We start from the raw sequence: 16741 nt of genomic DNA, 5'->3' as shown, positions 1-16741 counted from the left end.
CCGCCTTACCAGCCACACACCACACCGCCAAAGTCCGCAGCCTCCCGCACTCCCCGCCCCGCACATCCCGACCTCGAGGAGGGATCGCCGCGAAGCGGCGGTCGCGGCCGGGTCGCCGGTTAGGCGCCGTTTCGTACGCGACGAAGGAGCAAGAAACGGTGCCTAACCGGCGGCCCTCAGGGGCCGCGACCTCGAGCGCGCCAGCGCTCCAAAAACTCAGATGTTGACGCCGTAGTCTCGGGCGATGCCGGCCAGGCCGGAGGCGTAGCCCTGGCCGATGGCGCGGAACTTCCACTCGTTGTTGTGCCGGTACAGCTCGCCGAAGACCATGGCGGTCTCGGTGGAGGCGTCCTCGGACAGGTCGTAGCGGGCCAGTTCGACGCCGGTGTTGGCCTCGGTGACGCGGATGTAGGCGTTGCGGATCTGGCCGAAGGACTGGCCGCGGGCCTGCGCGTCGTGGATCGACACCGGGAAGAAGATGTTGGTGATCGTCGGCGGGGTGGCGGCCAGGTCGACATTGATGACCTCGTCGTCGCCCTCGCCCTCGCCGGTGAGGTTGTCACCGGTGTGCTCGATGGTGCCCTCGGGCGAGCGCAGGTTGTTGTAGAAGACGAAGTGCTGATCGGAGAGCACCTTCAGGTTCGCCCCGGTGGCCAGCGCGCTGGCGTCCAGGTCGTGGTCGGCGCCCGTCGTGGTACGCACGTCCCAGCCCAGGCCCACCGACACCTTGGTGAGATTGTCGGTCTGCTTCGACAGCGAGACATTGCCGCCCTTGGCGAGTGTGACGCTCATGGAAACCCTTCTGTCCAGATGGTGTGCTGTGGAGGAAATTACGCCGTACGGCCGGGTCAGTGCTGGTCGTCCACCCAGGACCGCAGAGTCTCGACCCGGCTCTCCAGCGCGCGCAGCTCGGTGTCGTCGAGCACGGTGCGCTGGATGCCACGGTCGACCGCGAAGGCCGACTGCCGGTGGTCGTCGATGACCTCGACGTCGAGCTGCACGGCCGTGTAGTCGGCCGCCGACGGCATCTGCTCGGCGAGCACGGTGGCCCGTCCGCGCGCACACAGCGCGACATTGCCGCCGCCGAGGATCAGCAACGCCACCTGCGGCTGCGCCCGCAACCGGGCCAGCGAGCCGCGATCGGACTTCAGGCTGAGCAGAATCCGGCGGTCACCGGCGCGCACCGGCCACGACACGGGGATCGCGTGCGGACCGGCGTCGGTGGTCACCAGCACCGCGATGGTCTCCTGCGGCCAGACCGGCAACACATCCAGTTCTGGGTGATCGATCGCGGTCTCCTGCTGTGCGGGTTCGATTCCAGTTGCCATCTGCCTCACCTCAACGATCGTCGGACACGACGCGCCCACCGCGAACGGCGCGCGTTCCCGAGTCTAATTCGCTGCGGCCCTTGCTCGCTGGCACAGCGAGGATTGTCCACCACATCTCAGCAACGTCTCAGACCCCGTGAGATTCCGGCACCGGCGGCGTATCGTTAGCCCATCGGTAACTGATCGAAGCTCGTCGACGACAGGCTGACGTGATGATCATTCGGAATTCGCTGCGTGCCGCCACAGTCACACTGTTGGGTACCGCCCTCTGGACGCCGGTGCTCGCACAGGCCGAGCCCGCTGTCACTCCGACCGGCGGACCCGAGGGATGTGTGCCCTTCTACTCCTCCGAGGGCCCGCGGCCGTGCGCGCGCGTTCCGGTGACGATCGGGCCGACGGCCACCATCGGCGATGGCCTGTGCGCTGGCCCGCTCACTGTTTCCGGTGCGGCCTACGACGGTCCGGTGAGCACCAACGCCTATCAGCCGAGCACACCGGTCGGCGCCGAGCATTTCGTGGCACTACAGCTCATCTCGGGGTGGTGGCTCACTCCCAGCAATCCGATCGGTGCCTGCAATCTGCGCGCCACGCTGCACTGGCGCAATCTCGACACCGGCGCGGCGGGCGCGCACACCCGCTACCTGGAGCCGTTCTCCGCGGACCACGACCGCAAGGCACCGTCGGTGTATCTGCCCACCGGACCGGGCCGGGTCCACATCGATCTCACCACCGACCATCCCAGCATCCCGATGGGCACCGATCTCGTCGTGCCCTGACCGGTCGTCACCGCCATGGACCGCGCGCTCGCGATCGGGCGCGCCGGTCGGCTCGTCGGCTACCGGTCAGCGCGACCAGAAGGCCCGCCAGTCCGCCGATGTGAGCGGAAGACGTTCGCCGCGTGCAGATTCCGCGGCGTCCTCGGCGGCGCGGATGGTGTCGGCGAAGGCCAGGGTGGCCGTGCGCAGGCGCTCCTCGGCGCTGTCGGGACCACCGAGTTCGACCACCCGCAGCGCGGCGGGCACCAGGTCGTCGGGCAGACCGGCGCGGGCGCTGCGGGCGCGGACCTTCTCGGCCAGGGCGAGAGCGGGCTGGGCCATGGCGATGCCGTCGAGGCAGGAGCGGCGGGCCTTCTCCGCGGATTTGCGTTCCTCCCAAGCCTTTTCCTGGGCGGCGATCTTGTCGGCGACCGAGGTGTCGGCGGGCAGTTCGGCCGCGCTCAGGTGCGGACTGCGGTGCACGAGCTTGGCGACGAGCGCGGCGGCGACCTCGTCGACGGTGAATTCGCCTGCGGCCTCGGCGATTCGGGAGTGGAACAGCACCTGGAGCAGCAGGTCGCCGAGTTCCTCCTTGATGGTCTCGGCGTCGCCCGCGCCGATGGCGTCGAGCAGCTCGTAGGTCTCCTCGAGCAGGTAGGGGCGCAGGGAATCGTGGGTCTGGGTGCGTTCCCAGCCGCCGAAGTGCCACAGCCGGTCCATCACCTCGACGGCGTCGGCCAGGCCGGCCGCCACTACGGCGGTATCGGCGCGCTCGGTGTGCTCGCTCATCGCTGCGCCGTGGCTTCGGTCGGCACCGAGAGATCCACCGCGCCTTGGGCTTTGCCGTCGAGTGCGAGCAGCAGGTCGGCGACGAACTGCAGTACGGCGAGATCGCGCACCCGGTCGGCGCCGATGCTGTCGGTGACGCGTGGCAGCGGCACCTGCACCAGGCCGCTGGCCGCGCGGTAGGTGGCGCTGGGGTAGATCCGCTTGAGCCGCAGCTGCTTGGAATCGGGCAGATTCAGCGGGGCGAGCTTGAGAGTGGTTCCGGTGACGACGATCTCGGACACATCGTAGGAGCGGGCCAGCAGCCGCAGCTTGGCCACCGACACCAGCCTGCCGACCTCCACCGGCAGCGGACCGTACCGGTCGACGAGTTCCTCGATGACCGCCGAGAGCGCCGTATCGTCCTGTGCCGAGGCGAGTTTGCGGTAGGCCTCGAGCCGCAGCCGGTCGCTGGCGATGTAGTCGGGCGGGATGTGCGCGTCCACCGGCAGGTCGATGCGCACCTCCTTGGTCTCCTCGGTGACGATCGGTTTGCCGTCGGCGGCCGCGCGATACGCCTCGACGGCCTCACCGACCAGCCGCACGTACAGGTCGAAGCCGACCCCGGCGACATGCCCGGACTGCTCGGCGCCCAGCACATTGCCCGCGCCACGGATCTCGAGGTCCTTCATGGCCACGGCCATACCGGCGCCCAGATCGGAGTTCTGGGCGATGGTGGCCAGCCGGTCGTAGGCCGTCTCGGTGAGCGGCTTCTCCGGCGGGTACAGGAAGTAGGCGTAGCCGCGCTCGCGGGACCGGCCGACGCGGCCGCGCAGCTGGTGCAGCTGCGACAGGCCGAGGGCGTCGGCGCGTTCCACGAGCAGGGTGTTGGCATTGGAGATGTCGAGGCCGGTCTCGATAATGGTGGTGCAGACCAGCACATCGAATTCGCGCTGCCAGAAACCCTGCACGGTGCGCTCGAGCTGGTCCTCGTTCATCTGCCCGTGCGCGACGACCACCCGCGCCTCGGGCACCAGGTCGCGAATCTTCTTGGCGGCCTTGTCGATCGAGGACACCCGGTTGTGCACGTAGAACACCTGGCCGTCGCGCATCAGCTCGCGGCGGATGGCGGCGGTGACCTGCTTGTCGTTGTAGGCGCCGACATAGGTGAGCACCGGGTGGCGTTCCTCGGGCGGGGTGAGGATGGTCGACATCTCGCGGATGCCGGCCAGGCTCATCTCCAGGGTGCGCGGGATCGGGGTGGCCGACATGGTGAGCACGTCGACGTGGGTGCGCAGCGCCTTGATGTGTTCCTTGTGTTCGACACCGAAGCGCTGCTCCTCGTCGACGATGACCAGGCCGAGGTCCTTCCAGCGCACGCCGGTCTGCAGCAGCCGGTGCGTGCCGACCACGATGTCGACCTCGCCTTCGGCCATGCCGGCCATGATCTCCTTGGACTCGGCCGCGTCGGTGAAGCGCGACAGGCCCTTCACCGTGACCGGGAAACCGGCGACGCGCTCGGTGAAGGTCTGCAAGTGCTGCTGGGCCAGCAGGGTGGTCGGGACAAGCACCACGACCTGCTTACCGTCCTGCACCGCCTTGAACGCCGCACGCACGGCGATCTCGGTCTTGCCGTAGCCCACGTCGCCGCAGACCACGCGGTCCATCGGGACCGCCTTCTCCATATCGGCCTTCACGTCGGTGATGGCGGTCATCTGGTCGACGGTCTCGGTGAAGGCGAAGGCGTCCTCCATCTCCTGCTGCCACGGGGTATCCGGAGCGAAGGCGTGACCCGGCGCCGCTTGGCGGGCCGCGTAGAGCTGCACCAGTTCGCCGGCGATCTCGCGAACGGCCTTGCGCGCCTTGCGTTTGGTGTTCGCCCAGTCCGAACCGCCGAGCTTGGACAGGCTCGGCAGCTCGCCGCCGACGTAGCGGGCGAGCTGGTCAAGCGATTCCATCGGCACGAACAGCCGGTCGCCGGGCTGGCCGCGCTTGCTCGGCGCATACTCGATGACCAGGTACTCGCGGCGCGCGCCACCGATGGTGCGCTCGATCATCTCGACGAAGCGGCCGATGCCGTGCTGGTCGTGCACCACCATGTCGCCGGCCGACAGCGCCAGCGGGTCGACCTGGTTGCGCCGCTTGGCGGGCAGCCGCTTGCCCTCGGTGGGCGCGGTGACGCGGTTGCCGGTGAGGTCGGATTCGGCGACGACGACCAGGCCGGCGTCATCGAAGATCAGGCCGTCGTGCAGCGACCCGCACAGCACCCCGACCACACCCGATTCCGGGACCGCGCCCGCGGCCAGCAGCGCCGAGGAGACCTCGGCCTCACCGAGCCGCTCGAGCACGCGCTGGGCGGTGCCGTGACCGGTGACCACCACGACGGCGCGGCCGCCGGTGGCGACGTGCGCGCGCAGCGAGGCGAAGATCGTGGCGACCAGTTCCTCGGACCCGCGCGCGGTCGGACCGGCCAGCACCGGCAGGTTCACCTCGGCCGGATCGCCGGAGCTGAGCGGGCTCAGCGTCCACCAGGGCAGGCCGAGTTCTTCTGCGCTGGTGTGCAATTCGGGCAGGTTGCGATAGCCGGAGGCGGCCAGGTCGAGGCCGTGCGCGCCCAGCGGCGCGTCGGCGCCGAAGGAGGCCGCGGTCCAGGACGCCTCCAGGAACTCCGCGCCGGTGCGCACGAGATCGGCGGCGCGGGTGCGGATCTTCTCCGGATCGCACAGCAGCAGATGGGTGCCCGCGGGCAGCGCCTCGGTGAGCAGGCTGAGCTTGCCGGGCGCGAGCACCGGCAGCAGGGCTTCCATGCCGTCGACCGGGATGCCCTCGGCGATCTTGTCCAGCATCTCCACCAGGGCGGCGTCGGCGGCATTGTCGGCGGCCACGGCGGCGGCACGTTCGCGCACCGGCGCGGTGAGCAGCAGTTCGCGACACGGCGGCGCGACGACCAGCTCCACGGTCTGCTCGCCGAGCGAACGCTGATCGGCCACCGAGAACGGGCGGATCTCGCTGACCTCGTCGCCCCAGAACTCCACGCGCACCGGATGATCCGCGGTCGGCGCGAACAGGTCGAGGATGCCGCCACGCACGGCGAACTCACCGCGCTTGCCGACCATGTCGACCCGGGTATACGCGAATTCCACCAGGCGGGCGAGCAATTCGTCGAAATCGAACTCGGCGCCGGTGCGCAGCACGATCGGCGCGATATCGCCGAGCCCGGCCGTCATCGGCTGCATGAGCGAGCGCACCGTGGTGACCACCACCCGCAGCGGCTCCGGGTAGATCGGGTCGTCGGGATGGGCGAGGCGGCGCAGCACCTCCAGCCTGCGGCCCACCGTGTCGGCCCCGGGTGAGAGCCGCTCGTGCGGCAGCGTCTCCCAGGACGGGAACTGGGCGACCGTCGACCCGAGGATCTCGTCCAGTTCCAGGGTCAGATCGTCGGCCTCGCGACCGGTCGCGGTGACCACGACCAGCGGCTGGTGCGCGGCGAGGGTAGCGGCGACGAACGGGCGCACCGCCGAGGGCGCGACCAGTTCCACCCCGGACTTGCCGACCAGGTCGGCGACCGCGCGCAGCGCCGCGTCACCCCCGGCCGCCTCGACCAGACCGGCGAGCGGAGGACGAAGGGAGGACATGAACGCTCCTGTAGTGCGCAGACGGGATGGTCGATGAGCCGTAGGGAAGTCTAGTCACCGGGTCCGACAAGCCCACGGACAGGCCGTTCGACCAGGCGACCCGGTGTGCGTGCGCGTAGGGTCGAGCAGGTGAGTCTGGCTCAACGCGAACGCCGCGCCCTGGTCGAAACGATGCTCGAGGTGGGTCCGGCCGCGCCGACCCTGTGCGGTACCTGGACCGCACACGACCTCGCCGCCCACCTGGTGGTCCGCGAGCGCAGGCCGGACGCCTCGCTGGGCATCCTGGTCAAGCCGCTGGCCGGCTATCTGGACTCGGTGCAGGCGAAGATCGCGCAGCGGCCGTTCACCGAGCTCGCCGAGCTGGTGCGGACCGGTCCGCCGCTGTGGTCGCCGCTGCGCCCGGTCGACGCGATCGCCAATCTGACCGAGATGTTCGTCCACCACGAAGACCTGCGCCGCGCCGAACCCGGCTGGGAGCCAAGGCAATTGGCCGCCGAGGACGAAGCCAGGCTGTGGAAGACGCTGCGGCAGATGGCCCGCGCGGCCTACCGCAAGGCGCCGGTCGCGGTGGTCCTCGCGACCCCGGACGGCGCCCGGATCACCGCGCACAAGGCCGACGGCCCCGGAGTGGTACTACTCACCGCGCCGCCCTCGGAGCTGGTGCTGCACGCCTTCGGCCGCGACGAGGTGCGGATCGAAACCAGCGGCGACGAGGCCGACGTGCGCGCGGTGCTCGCCTCCGACCGCAGCATCTGATCAGCCGATATAGCGCCGCAGCCTGCGCGCCGCGAACTCGCGGAAGTAGGAGAGCTTCTCCGCGGGCACCAGCGAGGGCAGCAGGAAGTACCAGGCCCGCTCCATCCTGGCCGACATCTCCTCGATCGAGTCGGTGCCGACGGCGACGATGTGCACGCCCGCGGTGAGCTCCTGCAGCAGCAGCCCGACCACGTCGGCGTCGAGCTCGGCGACCAGGTCACCCTGGGCGATGGCGCGTTCGGCCAGCACCCGGTAGGTATCGCCCCAGGTCTTGGCGATGTTGTCGCCCTGCGCGCCGCGATAGTCGCCGATCTGGTGGGTGAGCTTGAGCATCGCCCCGACCATCGGGTCGTTCATCGACAGGTCGGCCACCACGTAGGTGATCCCGATGCACGCCTCCAGCGCGGGCACCCGGGAGTCGAAGAAGCCCTGGCACGAGCCGATCAGGCGCTCGTTGCCCTGGTCGACCACCGCCCGCGCCAGCTCCTCCTTGGAGCCGAAGTGAAAATACAAGGCGCCCTTGGTCACATTGGACTGCGCGATGATTTCGCTGAGACTCGCGTTGGCGTAGCCCAAACGGAGAAAGACATCGGCAGCGCCTGCAAGGACGGAGTCGCGGGTGATCTCCGCGCGCGCTTGCCTAGCCATCAGATCCGCCTGTCATCCAATAATCCAGCCATCCTGAAGTAGACCGACATCGAAGAAGTTTGATCGACATACCGCCCGGCAGCACCCAAAAGGATGGGTGAACCGTACCATCAGGCGCCCGCACAGCAGCCGAATCCTCGATTCACCCAGCACGGGCGCTATCGTCCGGTTACCCCGCCACCGGTCGGCGCGGTCCCGGTATTCCATTCGGAGCTGAGACCCGGTTCGGCTTCCAAGTGGCTCAATCCGTTCCAGCACAGGTTGACCAGATGCGCCGCGACCACTTCCTTCGGCGGGGTGCGCTCGTCGAGCCACCAGGTCGCCGCGGTGGACACCATCCCGACGAGTGCCTGCGCGTAGAGCGGAGCCAGGCTCGGGTCCAGATCACGGCGGCCGAAATCGCCGGCCAGGATGTGGGCGACCTGGTTGACGGCCTCGTTGAGCAGGCTCGAGTACCGGCCGTCGGCATTGGGCGCGGGCTGGTCGCGGACCAGGATCCGGAAGCCGTCGGTGCGTTCCTCGATATAGGTGAGCAGCGCCAGCGCCACCTGTTCGAGCCGCACGCGGGAGCGGTTCTGGGTCAGCGACGAGGTGACCATGTCCAGCAGCATCGACATCTCACGGTCGACGACCACCGCGTAGAGGCCCTCCTTACCGCCGAAATGCTCGTAGACCACCGGCTTGGAGACCTGCGCACGCTGGGCGATCTCCTCGATCGAGGTCGCGTCGTAGCCCCGCTCGGCGAACAACGCGCGACCGATCTCGATCAGCTGCTGGCGCCGTTGCGTCCCGGTCATCCGTGGCCGCGGCGTCCGACCCGGCTCGCTAGCAGACATGCTGCCCCCGCCTCTCCGTGTCTGTCCGATCTGTCCCAGAAGGCTAACAACGCGGTGAGACGGCGGGTGCGACAGGCACACACAAGATTCGCCGGAGGGCGGTCACGTATGCGAGGATCATGCCGTGCCGTAGCACAGTGGTGGGCCCAGGCGGCCCACTGGTGTGGCGATCCGCCGTAGTGTAATGGCAGCACCTCTGATTTTGGTTCAGATAGTTCAGGTTCGAGTCCTGGCGGCGGAGCACACACGGACACAGTGACGTATCGTCGGCCCGCACCATCATTGACCGAACCCGCCACAGCACACTCGCTGACAGGCAGCCGAGGGAGATTCATGTCACCGCAGACCGCCGTCGTCGTTCTCGCAGCCGGGGCCGGGACGCGAATGCGGTCGAAGACGCCGAAAGTGCTGCACCCCTTGGCCGGGCGCTCGATGCTCTCGCACGCGCTGCACGCCGCCGCGGAGATCGACCCGACCCACCTGATCACCGTGGTCGGCCACGATCGCGAGAAGGTCGGCGCCGCCGTCGCCGAGGTCGGCAAGGAACTCGGGCGCGACCTCGTCTGCGCCGTGCAGGAACAGCAGCTCGGCACCGGGCACGCCGTGCAGTGCGCGCTGAGCGCGGTCCCCGACGACTTCACCGGCGATCTGCTCGTCACCTCCGCCGACGTGCCGCTGCTGGACGGGCACACGCTGTCCGCGCTGCTCGACGAGCACCGCAGCTACGCCGAGCGGCCCGCGGTCACCGTGCTCACCTTCGTCCCCGACGACGCCAACGGCTACGGCCGGATCGTGCGCGACGCCGACGGCCAGGTCGCCGAGATCGTCGAGCACGCCGACGCCACCCCGGAGCAGGCCAGGATCAACGAGGTCAACTCCGGCGTCTACGCCTTCGGCGCCGCTGTCCTGCGGACCATGATCGGGCGCCTGTCCACCGCCAACGCCCAGCACGAGCTCTACCTCACCGATGTGCTGCGGCTCGCGCGCGAAGCCGGTCATCCGGTGCACGGCGCGCGGCTGGTCGACTCGAACAAGGTCACCGGCGTCAACGACCGGGTGCAGCTGTCGGCCGCCGGCGCCACCCTCAACCGCTACATCCTCGAACGCCACATGCGCTCCGGGGTGACCATCATCGACCCGGCGACGACCTGGATCGACGCGAGCGTGCGGATCGGGCGCGACGCCGTGCTGCGGCCAGGCACCCAGCTCTTCGGCAGCACCGACATCGGCGAGGACGCCGAGATCGGACCGGACACCACGCTGACCGATGTGGTCGTCGGCGACGGCGCGAGCGTCGTACGTACCCACGGCGAGCTCGCCGAGATCGGTGACGGCGCGACCATCGGACCGTTCAGCTACCTGCGGCCGGGCACCGTCGTCGGCACCGAGGGCAAGCTCGGCGCCTTCGTCGAGACGAAGAACGCATCGATCGGAGCGCACTCGAAGGTGCCGCACCTTACCTACGTCGGTGACGCGACCATCGGCGAGTACAGCAACATCGGCGCTTCGAGCGTTTTCGTGAACTATGACGGTGTCAACAAACACCACACTGTGGTCGGTTCACACGTGCGAACCGGTAGCGACACCATGTTCATCGCTCCGGTCACGGTGGGTGACGGCGCGTATACGGGAGCGGGTACTGTACTGCGCAGAAGCGTTCCACCGGGGGCACTGGCCGTGTCGGGTGGGCCACAGCGCACTATTGAGAACTGGGTGCAGCGCTACCGTCCAGGAACCGCTGCGGCACGCGCGGCGGCGGAAGCCATCGCGAATGACGAGACGTCGAACAAGGCAATCGAGCAAAAGGATGGCAACCAGCAGTGACCGCGTTCTCGATCGACAACCAGAAGAACTTGATGCTCTTCGCAGGGCGGTCACATCCTGAGCTGGCCGAACAGGTCGCCAAGGAACTGGACGTCGACATCACCCCGCAGACCGCGCGTGACTTCGCCAACGGCGAGATCTTCGTCCGGTTCGAGGAGTCGGTCCGCGGTTCCGACGCCTTCGTGCTGCAGAGCTTCCCCGCACCGCTCAACCAGTGGCTGATGGAACAGCTCATCATGATCGACGCGCTCAAGCGCGGTTCGGCCAAGCGGATCACCGCGGTGCTGCCGTTCTACCCCTACGCCCGCCAGGACAAGAAGCACCGCGGCCGCGAGCCGATCTCGGCCCGCCTGGTCGCCGACCTGCTCAAGACCGCGGGCGCCGACCGCATCATCACCGTCGACCTGCACACCGACCAGATCCAGGGCTTCTTCGACGGCCCCGTCGATCACATGCACGCGCTGGTGCAGCTCTCGGAGTACATCCGCACCAACTACCCGTCGGACAACCTGGCCGTGGTCTCCCCCGACGCAGGCCGCGTGAAGGTCGCCGAGAAGTGGGCCGACTCGCTCGGCGGCACCCCGCTGGCGTTCATCCACAAGACCCGCGACCCGCTGGTGCCCAACCAGGTGAAGTCCAACCGCGTGGTCGGTGACGTCGAAGGCCGCACCTGCGTGCTCATCGACGACATGATCGACACCGGTGGCACCATCGCGGGCGCGGTGAAGGTGCTCAAGGAAGCAGGCGCGGGCGATGTCATCATCGCGGCCACCCACGGTGTGCTGAGCGACCCGGCCGCCGAGCGGCTGGCCAACTGTGGTGCCAGGGAAGTCGTCATCACCAACACGCTGCCGATCAGCGAGGAGAAGAAGTTCCCGACGCTGACGGTGCTGTCGATCGCGCCGCTGCTGGCACGCACGATCCGCGAGGTCTTCGAAAACGGCTCAGTCACGGGCCTCTTCAACGGCAACGCCTGAGCTTGTCCGCCTCTCCGGGATTTTTGCTAGTCCGCCTCCCCGCGATTCTTGCCGGTCGTAAGTGGGTCTGGACTGTGATGTCGGGCCGGCGGTTAGGTGCGCGATAAGTTCTGGGCGTTCCCGGTGAGTTACCCATGTCCTTACGAGATCAGTTGTCACGGGGGGTAGCTTCCCTAGGCGTTCTGGCTTTTCGTGGGTCGGCGGTGGTACTCATGGAGGCTTAGGCGTCTGTGAGGGGGACTCTGGTGGATCGGGAATCGGACCGGCCGGTCGAGTTGGGTAAGGCGCGGGTGCAGGATGCGCCGGAGCCTGAAGCGGCCGTGCCGGAGCCGCCCGCTATACCGGAGCTGCAAGCGGCCGTGCCGGAGCCGCCCGTCGTGCCGGAGCCGGAAGCGGCCGTGGCGGAGCTGCCCGTCGTGCCGGAGCCGCCCGCCGCGTCGGGGCCTCCGCCGGCGGTGTGGGCCGATCAGCCGTGGGCGGGGATCGAGAGTCCGAGCGCGCAGCTGCCGCCTTATCCGCCGCCGCCGCCGGTCGCGCAGCCGATGTTTCCCGCGCCGGGGTATCCGCGGGCGGCCTATGGGGTGCCGCCGTATGCGCCGCCGCAGCAGTTGCCGCCGGGGTACGGGTATGTCGATACCACGCCGATCTATTCGATCCTCAGCTTCTGCTGTGTGGGTGCCTCGGTGCTCGGTGGAGCGATGCTGTGTGGGTTCCCGCTGTTGCTGACCGTTCCCACCGGGGTCGTGCTCGGTATCGTCGGGCATACCAAGGGCGAGCAGATGGGTAAGTGGGCCGCCATCGCCAACGGCGCGCTCGGAGCGCTGGCCGCCCTGGCAGTCGTCGTGCTCCTCGCACTGCTCGGCACCGCCTGACCTGGGAGGACTGTTGGAAGCGTTCACCGGATTCCCGCTCGCGGGACTCGACTTCTACGAAGATCTCGAGGCCGACAACTCCAAGGCGTTCTGGGCCGCGCACAAGCAGACCTACGACGAGGCGGTCCGCGCGCCGATGGCCGCGCTGACCGCCGAACTCGCACCGGAGTTCGGGCAGGCCAAGATGTTCCGGCCCTACCGCGATGTCCGGTTCTCCACCGACAAGTCGCCGTACAAGACCCATCAGGGCGCGGTGGCCGGTGTCGCGCCGGGCGTCGGCTGGTATGTGCAGATCGGCGCGGGCGGGCTGTTCGTCGGCGGCGGCTGCTTCATGCCGTCGCCCGCCGCGCTCGCGACCCTGCGCGCCACCATCGACGACGAGGTACGCGGCGCCGAACTCGCGCAGATCCTGGCCGCGACCACGGCGGCCGGGTTCGCCATCGGCGGCGACCGGCTCAAGACCAAACCCAAGGGCTACCCCGCCGACCATCCGCGCATCGAGCTGCTGCGGCACAAATCGCTCACCGCGCACCGCGACTTCGGCGCGCCCGACTGGCTCACCACCCCCGCCGCCGCGACCGAGATCCGCCGCGCCTGGACCGACCTGCGCCCGCTCGTGGAGTGGTTCGCCGCGGTCTTCGAGGGCGTCGAGCACTGAGCCGCCGGGCGTGGGTTCGTGACGCTCGCCCGGCAGAGGCCGATACTGGACTCATGAGCCGTGAACCGCTGGACATGGACATGGGCGATGACGATCAAGCCGACGACATCGTCGAGTACGAGCGGTATGTGGAGGACCCGCCGGCGGACTATGTGATCCGCAATCGCGAAGCCGACGACAACGGCGACCTCGGCATCACTCAGGAAGTCGACGAGGAATGGACCGAGGCGAGCGCCGCCGCGGCCGCCCTGGCCCAGGACGAACGCCCCGCCGAGGTCGCCGCCGTGCGCATCGTCGGCGACGACGGCGTCGACGGCGACCTCTACGACCGCGACGACGCCACCGAGGACCGCATCAGCGGCGAATACCTCGCCGACGAACTCGACCTCTAGTCCACGTCCCGACCCCAGCCCTGCTCAGCGCCGTTCGGCCAGGACCAGGGCGAAGCGGTCGTCTGGGTCGGTCCAGGTGTGGGTGGGGGTGAAACCGGCGGCGGTCAGCTCGGCGCGCAGGCCATCGGGGTGGAATTTGGCGGAGATCTCGGTGCGCATCTCCTCGCCCGCGGCGAAATCGACAGTCAGATCGAGGGCGGCGACGGTGGCGGTCATCGGCTCGGTGGCGCGCAGGCGCATCTCGATCCACTCGTTCCCGGCATCCCACAGCGCCACATGCTCGAACTTGTCCGGGGCGAAATCGGCGTCGAGGCGATGGTTGAGGACGTGCAGGACATTGCGGTTGAACTCGGCGGTCACGCCGGCCGCGTCGTCGTAGGCGGGCACGAGCACGGCCGGATCGATCACCAGGCCCGCACCGAGCAGCAGCAGCTCGCCCGGTTCCAGCACCTCGGTGATGCCGGCCAGGAAATCGGCGCGTTCGGCGGGGACCAGATTGCCGATGGTGCCGCCGAGGAAGGCGATCATCCGGCGGCCACCGCGGGGCAGATTGTGCAGGGTGTCGGTGAAATCGCTGACGACGCCGTGCACCGCCAGCTGCGGATATTCGGCGGCGATCTCGGCGGCGGCGCCGCGTAGTGCAGCAGCCGAGACATCCTGGGGAACATAGGTTTTCAGCGAGCCCTCGGCGGTGAGGGCGTCGAGCAGCAGGCGGGTCTTGGCGGCCGAGCCGGAGCCGAGTTCGACCAGCACCTCGGGGCGGGCGGCCGCGGCGATCTCACCCACGACACGTTCGAGCAGGGCCCGCTCGGTGCGGGTGGGGTAATACTCGGGTAGCTCGGTGATCCGCTCGAACAGTTCGCTGCCGCGCGCATCGTAGAACCACTTGGGCGGCAACGACTTCGGGTCGGCGGTGAGCCCCGTGCGGGCGTCGGTGCGCAAGGCCGCGGTGAGATCGTCGTCGGTGAGGTGGATGTCCAGCAGCGGCGCGGTCATGAACGGACCCTTTCGGTGGCGGGGAGTTCGAGATCGGTGATGGTGCAGGCGCCCGGTGCGGCGGCCACGACCTGACGGTCGGCGATCAGCTGCCAGCGCGGGTCGTCGTCGTAGGGTTCGGAGCACAGGACGGTGTAGTCGTCGGCGACCAGGACCGCCAGCGCGTGCCAGCAGGTGGTCGCCCACAGGTGAACTCCATTGCCCAGCAACAAGTTCAGGCGTGCGGCGGGTTGGTGCCGCAGCACGGTGTTGACGAGCAGGCGCAGCGCGTCGGCCGGGGAGGTGATCGGCCCGTCGGGACCGATCGCCGAGAGCAGCCCGCGTAGCAGGACCCAGAGCGCGGCGGAATCGGTGAGGGCCTCGGCCTCCAGCAACACAGCCGCCGAGCTGAACAACTCACCGCCGGACGGGTTCTCGCGTGCTGCTGGAACAGCCGGCGCGCCCTCGTCACCCGAATATCCCCCGCCCGTATGCGCACCGCCAGTGCCCACGACATCGTCCATACCGAACGACGCCGGCGCCGCCGCGCCATCCACACCGGGTCGAGCTGTGCGCCACAGCGTGTTCAGGTCGGCGAGGACGGCGAGCAGGGTCGACCGCCAGTCCGGGATGACGCCGTTGTGGCTGAAAGCCCACTGGTCGTCGGTGAACGGGGCGCAGGCCGCGCGTTCCACCGGCATGCCGACCGTGGCCGAGCGGACTGCGGCCAGGACCGAGCGCGACTCCAGCTGCCCGAGGACCTCGGTGACAGCCGGATCGGTCCAGATGGGCGCGGCGTTGCGATAGCGGGTCACCGCGTCGCGGGGACCTTCGACGCCGATTTCCGCGGGTCGCCACCAGGCCACGCCGAACCCGTCGGCATTGATGGTGCCGCCGCCGCGCATCTGCGTCGGCGCCCAGGACTGGACGAACAGCGAATGCGGTCCGCGCAGCACGATTTCACCGACGTCGACCGGGGGCCCGACGTATCCGAGGTGTCTGCACATCAGCGTTCGTCCTCGCGCAGGTCGCGGGCGAGGCGGAAACCGGCGAAGATCTGCCTGCGGATCGGGTGGTCCCAGTTGCGGAACGTGCCACGGCAGGCGACCTCGTCGGTGCCGAAGGAACCACCACGCAGGATCCGGTAGTCACCGCCGAAGAACACCTCCGAGTACTCCCGGTACGGGAACGCGCGGAAACCGGGGTAGGCCTCGAAACCCGAAGCGCACCACTCCCAGACATCGCCGATCAGCTGGTGCACGCCGGTCGCCGAGGCGCCGGCCGGATAGGCGCCGACCTCGGCGGGTTCCAGGTGCCGCTGACCGAGATTGGCGTGCTGAGCGCCGGGAGTCTCCTCGCCCCACGGATAACGGTGGGACGCACCGGTTTCCGGGTCGAAGCGTGCGGCCTTCTCCCATTCGGCTTCGGTCGGCAGCCGCTTGCCCGCCCAGCGGGCGTAGGCCTGCGCCTCGAACCAGCACACGTGCACCACCGGTTGACGCGGCCGCAACGGCGTGCGGACACCGAAGGCCACCCGGCTCCACTGCCCGCCGTCACGCTCCCAGAACTGCGGTGCGACCAGCCCCGCCGACTGCCGATGCGCCCAGCCACGCTCCGACCACAGCTCCGGCCGGTCGTAACCGCCGTCGGCGATGAAGGCCACGTACTGCTCGTTGGTCACGGGGGCGACATCGATGGCGAAACCGGGGACGTGCACCGGATGGGCCGGGCGCTCGTTGTCCAGCGCCCAGGGGTCGGCCGAGGTGCCCATCAGGAATTCGCCTGCGGGAACGACGACTTCGCCGTCTACGTGCACCCGCGCGGTCGGCGGGGGCGGCGCGGACAGCACGGGCGCACCGAGACGCAGTTGATGGGTGGCGAGCATGGTCTCGTCGTGCTGCTGCTCGTGCTGGGCGATCATGCCGAAAGCGAAACCCTGATCCACCAAGGGTTTTCCGGCAAGATTACTGGATTCCAGGACATCCCAAACCTTTTCGCGCACAGTGCCGACATATCCGCGCGCCTGATCGGGATTCAGCAGCGGTAGCGCGGGGCGATTCGCGCGGGCGTGTTTGAAGGCGTCGTAGAGCTCATCGATATCGGCGCGCACCGCCTCGCGGCCGCCGACATCGCGGACCAGCCAGAGTTCTTCCTGATTGCCGATATGGGCGAGATCCCAGACCAGCGGGCTCATCAGCGGCGAATGCTGCGCGGTCAGCTCGGCTTCGTCGACGGCGTCGGTGAGGGTCGCGGTGCGGTCGCGGGCACGTCGCAGGACCTCGGCGATCCGGGCGCGCATCCGGTCACGATCGGCGTGGTC

At 69.0% G+C, this 16741-nt stretch carries 16 protein-coding genes and 1 tRNA gene; 8 read left to right on the top strand and 9 right to left on the bottom strand.

What is annotated here, in order from left to right:
• Positions 1-216 precede the first annotated feature (216 nt).
• Positions 217-792: a TerD family protein gene (locus ACFXK0_RS11280; RefSeq protein ID WP_379409958.1), complete on the bottom strand. Its 576-nt coding sequence runs from the start codon at positions 790-792 to the stop codon at positions 217-219.
• A 56-nt stretch (positions 793-848) separates the two neighbouring features.
• On the bottom strand, positions 849-1328 hold the full coding sequence (locus ACFXK0_RS11275; protein WP_379409957.1) for a hypothetical protein: 480 nt from the start codon (positions 1326-1328) through the stop codon (positions 849-851).
• 212 nt (positions 1329-1540) lie between these two features.
• On the opposite strand from ACFXK0_RS11275, the gene ACFXK0_RS11270 reads away from it, so the two are divergent.
• Complete coding sequence (locus tag ACFXK0_RS11270) at positions 1541-2104, top strand: hypothetical protein (RefSeq protein WP_379409956.1); 564 nt, start codon at positions 1541-1543, stop codon at positions 2102-2104.
• Positions 2105-2170: 66 nt separating this feature from the next.
• Here ACFXK0_RS11270 and ACFXK0_RS11265 read toward each other — a convergent pair whose 3' ends face one another.
• Positions 2171-2872: a MazG family protein gene (locus tag ACFXK0_RS11265; RefSeq protein ID WP_379409955.1), complete on the bottom strand. Its 702-nt coding sequence runs from the start codon at positions 2870-2872 to the stop codon at positions 2171-2173.
• On the bottom strand, positions 2869-6483 hold the full coding sequence (mfd, locus tag ACFXK0_RS11260) for a transcription-repair coupling factor (RefSeq protein WP_379409954.1): 3615 nt from the start codon (positions 6481-6483) through the stop codon (positions 2869-2871). Before mfd ends, ACFXK0_RS11265 begins: the two co-directional genes overlap by 4 nt.
• A gap of 129 nt (positions 6484-6612) precedes the next feature.
• On the opposite strand from mfd, the gene ACFXK0_RS11255 reads away from it, so the two are divergent.
• Positions 6613-7239, top strand: coding sequence for a TIGR03085 family metal-binding protein (locus ACFXK0_RS11255; protein WP_379409952.1), 627 nt, complete (start codon positions 6613-6615; stop codon positions 7237-7239).
• Here ACFXK0_RS11255 and ACFXK0_RS11250 read toward each other — a convergent pair whose 3' ends face one another.
• Both ACFXK0_RS11250 and ACFXK0_RS11245 read right to left on the bottom strand, forming a co-directional pair.
• On the bottom strand, positions 7240-7887 hold the full coding sequence (locus tag ACFXK0_RS11250) for a TetR family transcriptional regulator (protein WP_379409951.1): 648 nt from the start codon (positions 7885-7887) through the stop codon (positions 7240-7242). It lies immediately after the preceding gene.
• A gap of 158 nt (positions 7888-8045) precedes the next feature.
• Positions 8046-8684, bottom strand: a complete 639-nt coding sequence (locus tag ACFXK0_RS11245; protein ID WP_379409949.1) for a TetR/AcrR family transcriptional regulator — start codon at positions 8682-8684, stop codon at positions 8046-8048.
• 209 nt (positions 8685-8893) lie between these two features.
• Between ACFXK0_RS11245 and ACFXK0_RS11240 the strand changes: the two genes are divergently transcribed.
• The 6 genes from ACFXK0_RS11240 to ACFXK0_RS11215 all read left to right on the top strand — a co-directional run bounded on the left by ACFXK0_RS11240 (position 8894) and on the right by ACFXK0_RS11215 (position 13446).
• A tRNA-Gln gene (locus tag ACFXK0_RS11240) sits at positions 8894-8964 on the top strand.
• Positions 8965-9056: 92 nt separating this feature from the next.
• Entirely contained in the window at positions 9057-10547 is a 1491-nt protein-coding gene (gene glmU, locus ACFXK0_RS11235; protein ID WP_379409948.1) for a bifunctional UDP-N-acetylglucosamine diphosphorylase/glucosamine-1-phosphate N-acetyltransferase GlmU, read from the top strand.
• A complete protein-coding gene (locus ACFXK0_RS11230) occupies positions 10544-11524 on the top strand; it encodes a ribose-phosphate diphosphokinase (protein WP_110039788.1) in 981 nt (326 codons plus the stop codon). Before glmU ends, ACFXK0_RS11230 begins: the two co-directional genes overlap by 4 nt.
• Before the next feature lie 245 nt (positions 11525-11769).
• The gene (locus tag ACFXK0_RS11225) at positions 11770-12396 is read left to right on the top strand and encodes a hypothetical protein (RefSeq protein WP_379409946.1); all 627 of its coding nucleotides are present in this window, start codon (positions 11770-11772) and stop codon (positions 12394-12396) included.
• Between the two features lie 13 nt (positions 12397-12409).
• A complete protein-coding gene (locus ACFXK0_RS11220) occupies positions 12410-13054 on the top strand; it encodes a DUF2461 domain-containing protein (protein WP_379409945.1) in 645 nt (214 codons plus the stop codon).
• A 53-nt stretch (positions 13055-13107) separates the two neighbouring features.
• Positions 13108-13446, top strand: a complete 339-nt coding sequence (locus ACFXK0_RS11215; RefSeq protein ID WP_379409944.1) for a hypothetical protein — start codon at positions 13108-13110, stop codon at positions 13444-13446.
• A 24-nt stretch (positions 13447-13470) separates the two neighbouring features.
• Here the strand turns inward: ACFXK0_RS11215 and egtD are convergent, their stop codons facing one another.
• Genes egtD through egtB form a run of 3 tightly spaced genes read right to left on the bottom strand, consistent with a single transcriptional unit; the run spans position 13471 to position 16720 of the window.
• Positions 13471-14442 carry an L-histidine N(alpha)-methyltransferase gene (egtD, locus tag ACFXK0_RS11210; protein ID WP_379409942.1) on the bottom strand — a complete coding sequence of 324 codons (972 nt, stop codon included), beginning with the start codon at positions 14440-14442 and terminating at the stop codon, positions 13471-13473.
• Positions 14439-15428, bottom strand: a complete 990-nt coding sequence (locus ACFXK0_RS11205; protein WP_379409941.1) for a class II glutamine amidotransferase — start codon at positions 15426-15428, stop codon at positions 14439-14441. Before ACFXK0_RS11205 ends, egtD begins: the two co-directional genes overlap by 4 nt.
• On the bottom strand, positions 15428-16720 hold the full coding sequence (gene egtB / locus ACFXK0_RS11200; protein WP_379410158.1) for an ergothioneine biosynthesis protein EgtB: 1293 nt from the start codon (positions 16718-16720) through the stop codon (positions 15428-15430). Before egtB ends, ACFXK0_RS11205 begins: the two co-directional genes overlap by 1 nt.
• Between the last annotated feature and the right edge of the window lie 21 nt (positions 16721-16741).

Origin of the sequence: Nocardia sp. NPDC059177 (assembly GCF_042755165.1) — a bacterium.
In the GTDB taxonomy this organism is placed as follows: Bacteria; Actinomycetota; Actinomycetes; order Mycobacteriales; family Mycobacteriaceae; genus Nocardia.
Note: the sequence above shows the minus strand (reverse complement) of the source record. Positions and strands in the feature narration are given on the sequence as shown.

What these genes read in the sequence shown, in the direction of transcription:
- ACFXK0_RS11245 (WP_379409949.1), bottom strand. Translation starts at nt 8,684, where the DNA reads ATGACCGGGACGCAACGGCGCCAGCAGCTGATCGAGATCGGTCGCGCG.
- ACFXK0_RS11280 (WP_379409958.1), bottom strand. Translation starts at nt 792, where the DNA reads ATGAGCGTCACACTCGCCAAGGGCGGCAATGTCTCGCTGTCGAAGCAG.
- ACFXK0_RS11270 (WP_379409956.1), top strand. Translation starts at nt 1,541, where the DNA reads ATGATCATTCGGAATTCGCTGCGTGCCGCCACAGTCACACTGTTGGGT.
- egtD (WP_379409942.1), bottom strand. Translation starts at nt 14,442, where the DNA reads ATGACCGCGCCGCTGCTGGACATCCACCTCACCGACGACGATCTCACC.
- egtB (WP_379410158.1), bottom strand. Translation starts at nt 16,720, where the DNA reads ATGCGCGCCCGGATCGCCGAGGTCCTGCGACGTGCCCGCGACCGCACC.
- ACFXK0_RS11275 (WP_379409957.1), bottom strand. Translation starts at nt 1,328, where the DNA reads ATGGCAACTGGAATCGAACCCGCACAGCAGGAGACCGCGATCGATCAC.
- ACFXK0_RS11215 (WP_379409944.1), top strand. Translation starts at nt 13,108, where the DNA reads ATGAGCCGTGAACCGCTGGACATGGACATGGGCGATGACGATCAAGCC.
- mfd (WP_379409954.1), bottom strand. Translation starts at nt 6,483, where the DNA reads ATGTCCTCCCTTCGTCCTCCGCTCGCCGGTCTGGTCGAGGCGGCCGGG.
- ACFXK0_RS11205 (WP_379409941.1), bottom strand. Translation starts at nt 15,428, where the DNA reads ATGTGCAGACACCTCGGATACGTCGGGCCCCCGGTCGACGTCGGTGAA.
- ACFXK0_RS11265 (WP_379409955.1), bottom strand. Translation starts at nt 2,872, where the DNA reads ATGAGCGAGCACACCGAGCGCGCCGATACCGCCGTAGTGGCGGCCGGC.
- ACFXK0_RS11250 (WP_379409951.1), bottom strand. Translation starts at nt 7,887, where the DNA reads ATGGCTAGGCAAGCGCGCGCGGAGATCACCCGCGACTCCGTCCTTGCA.
- glmU (WP_379409948.1), top strand. Translation starts at nt 9,057, where the DNA reads ATGTCACCGCAGACCGCCGTCGTCGTTCTCGCAGCCGGGGCCGGGACG.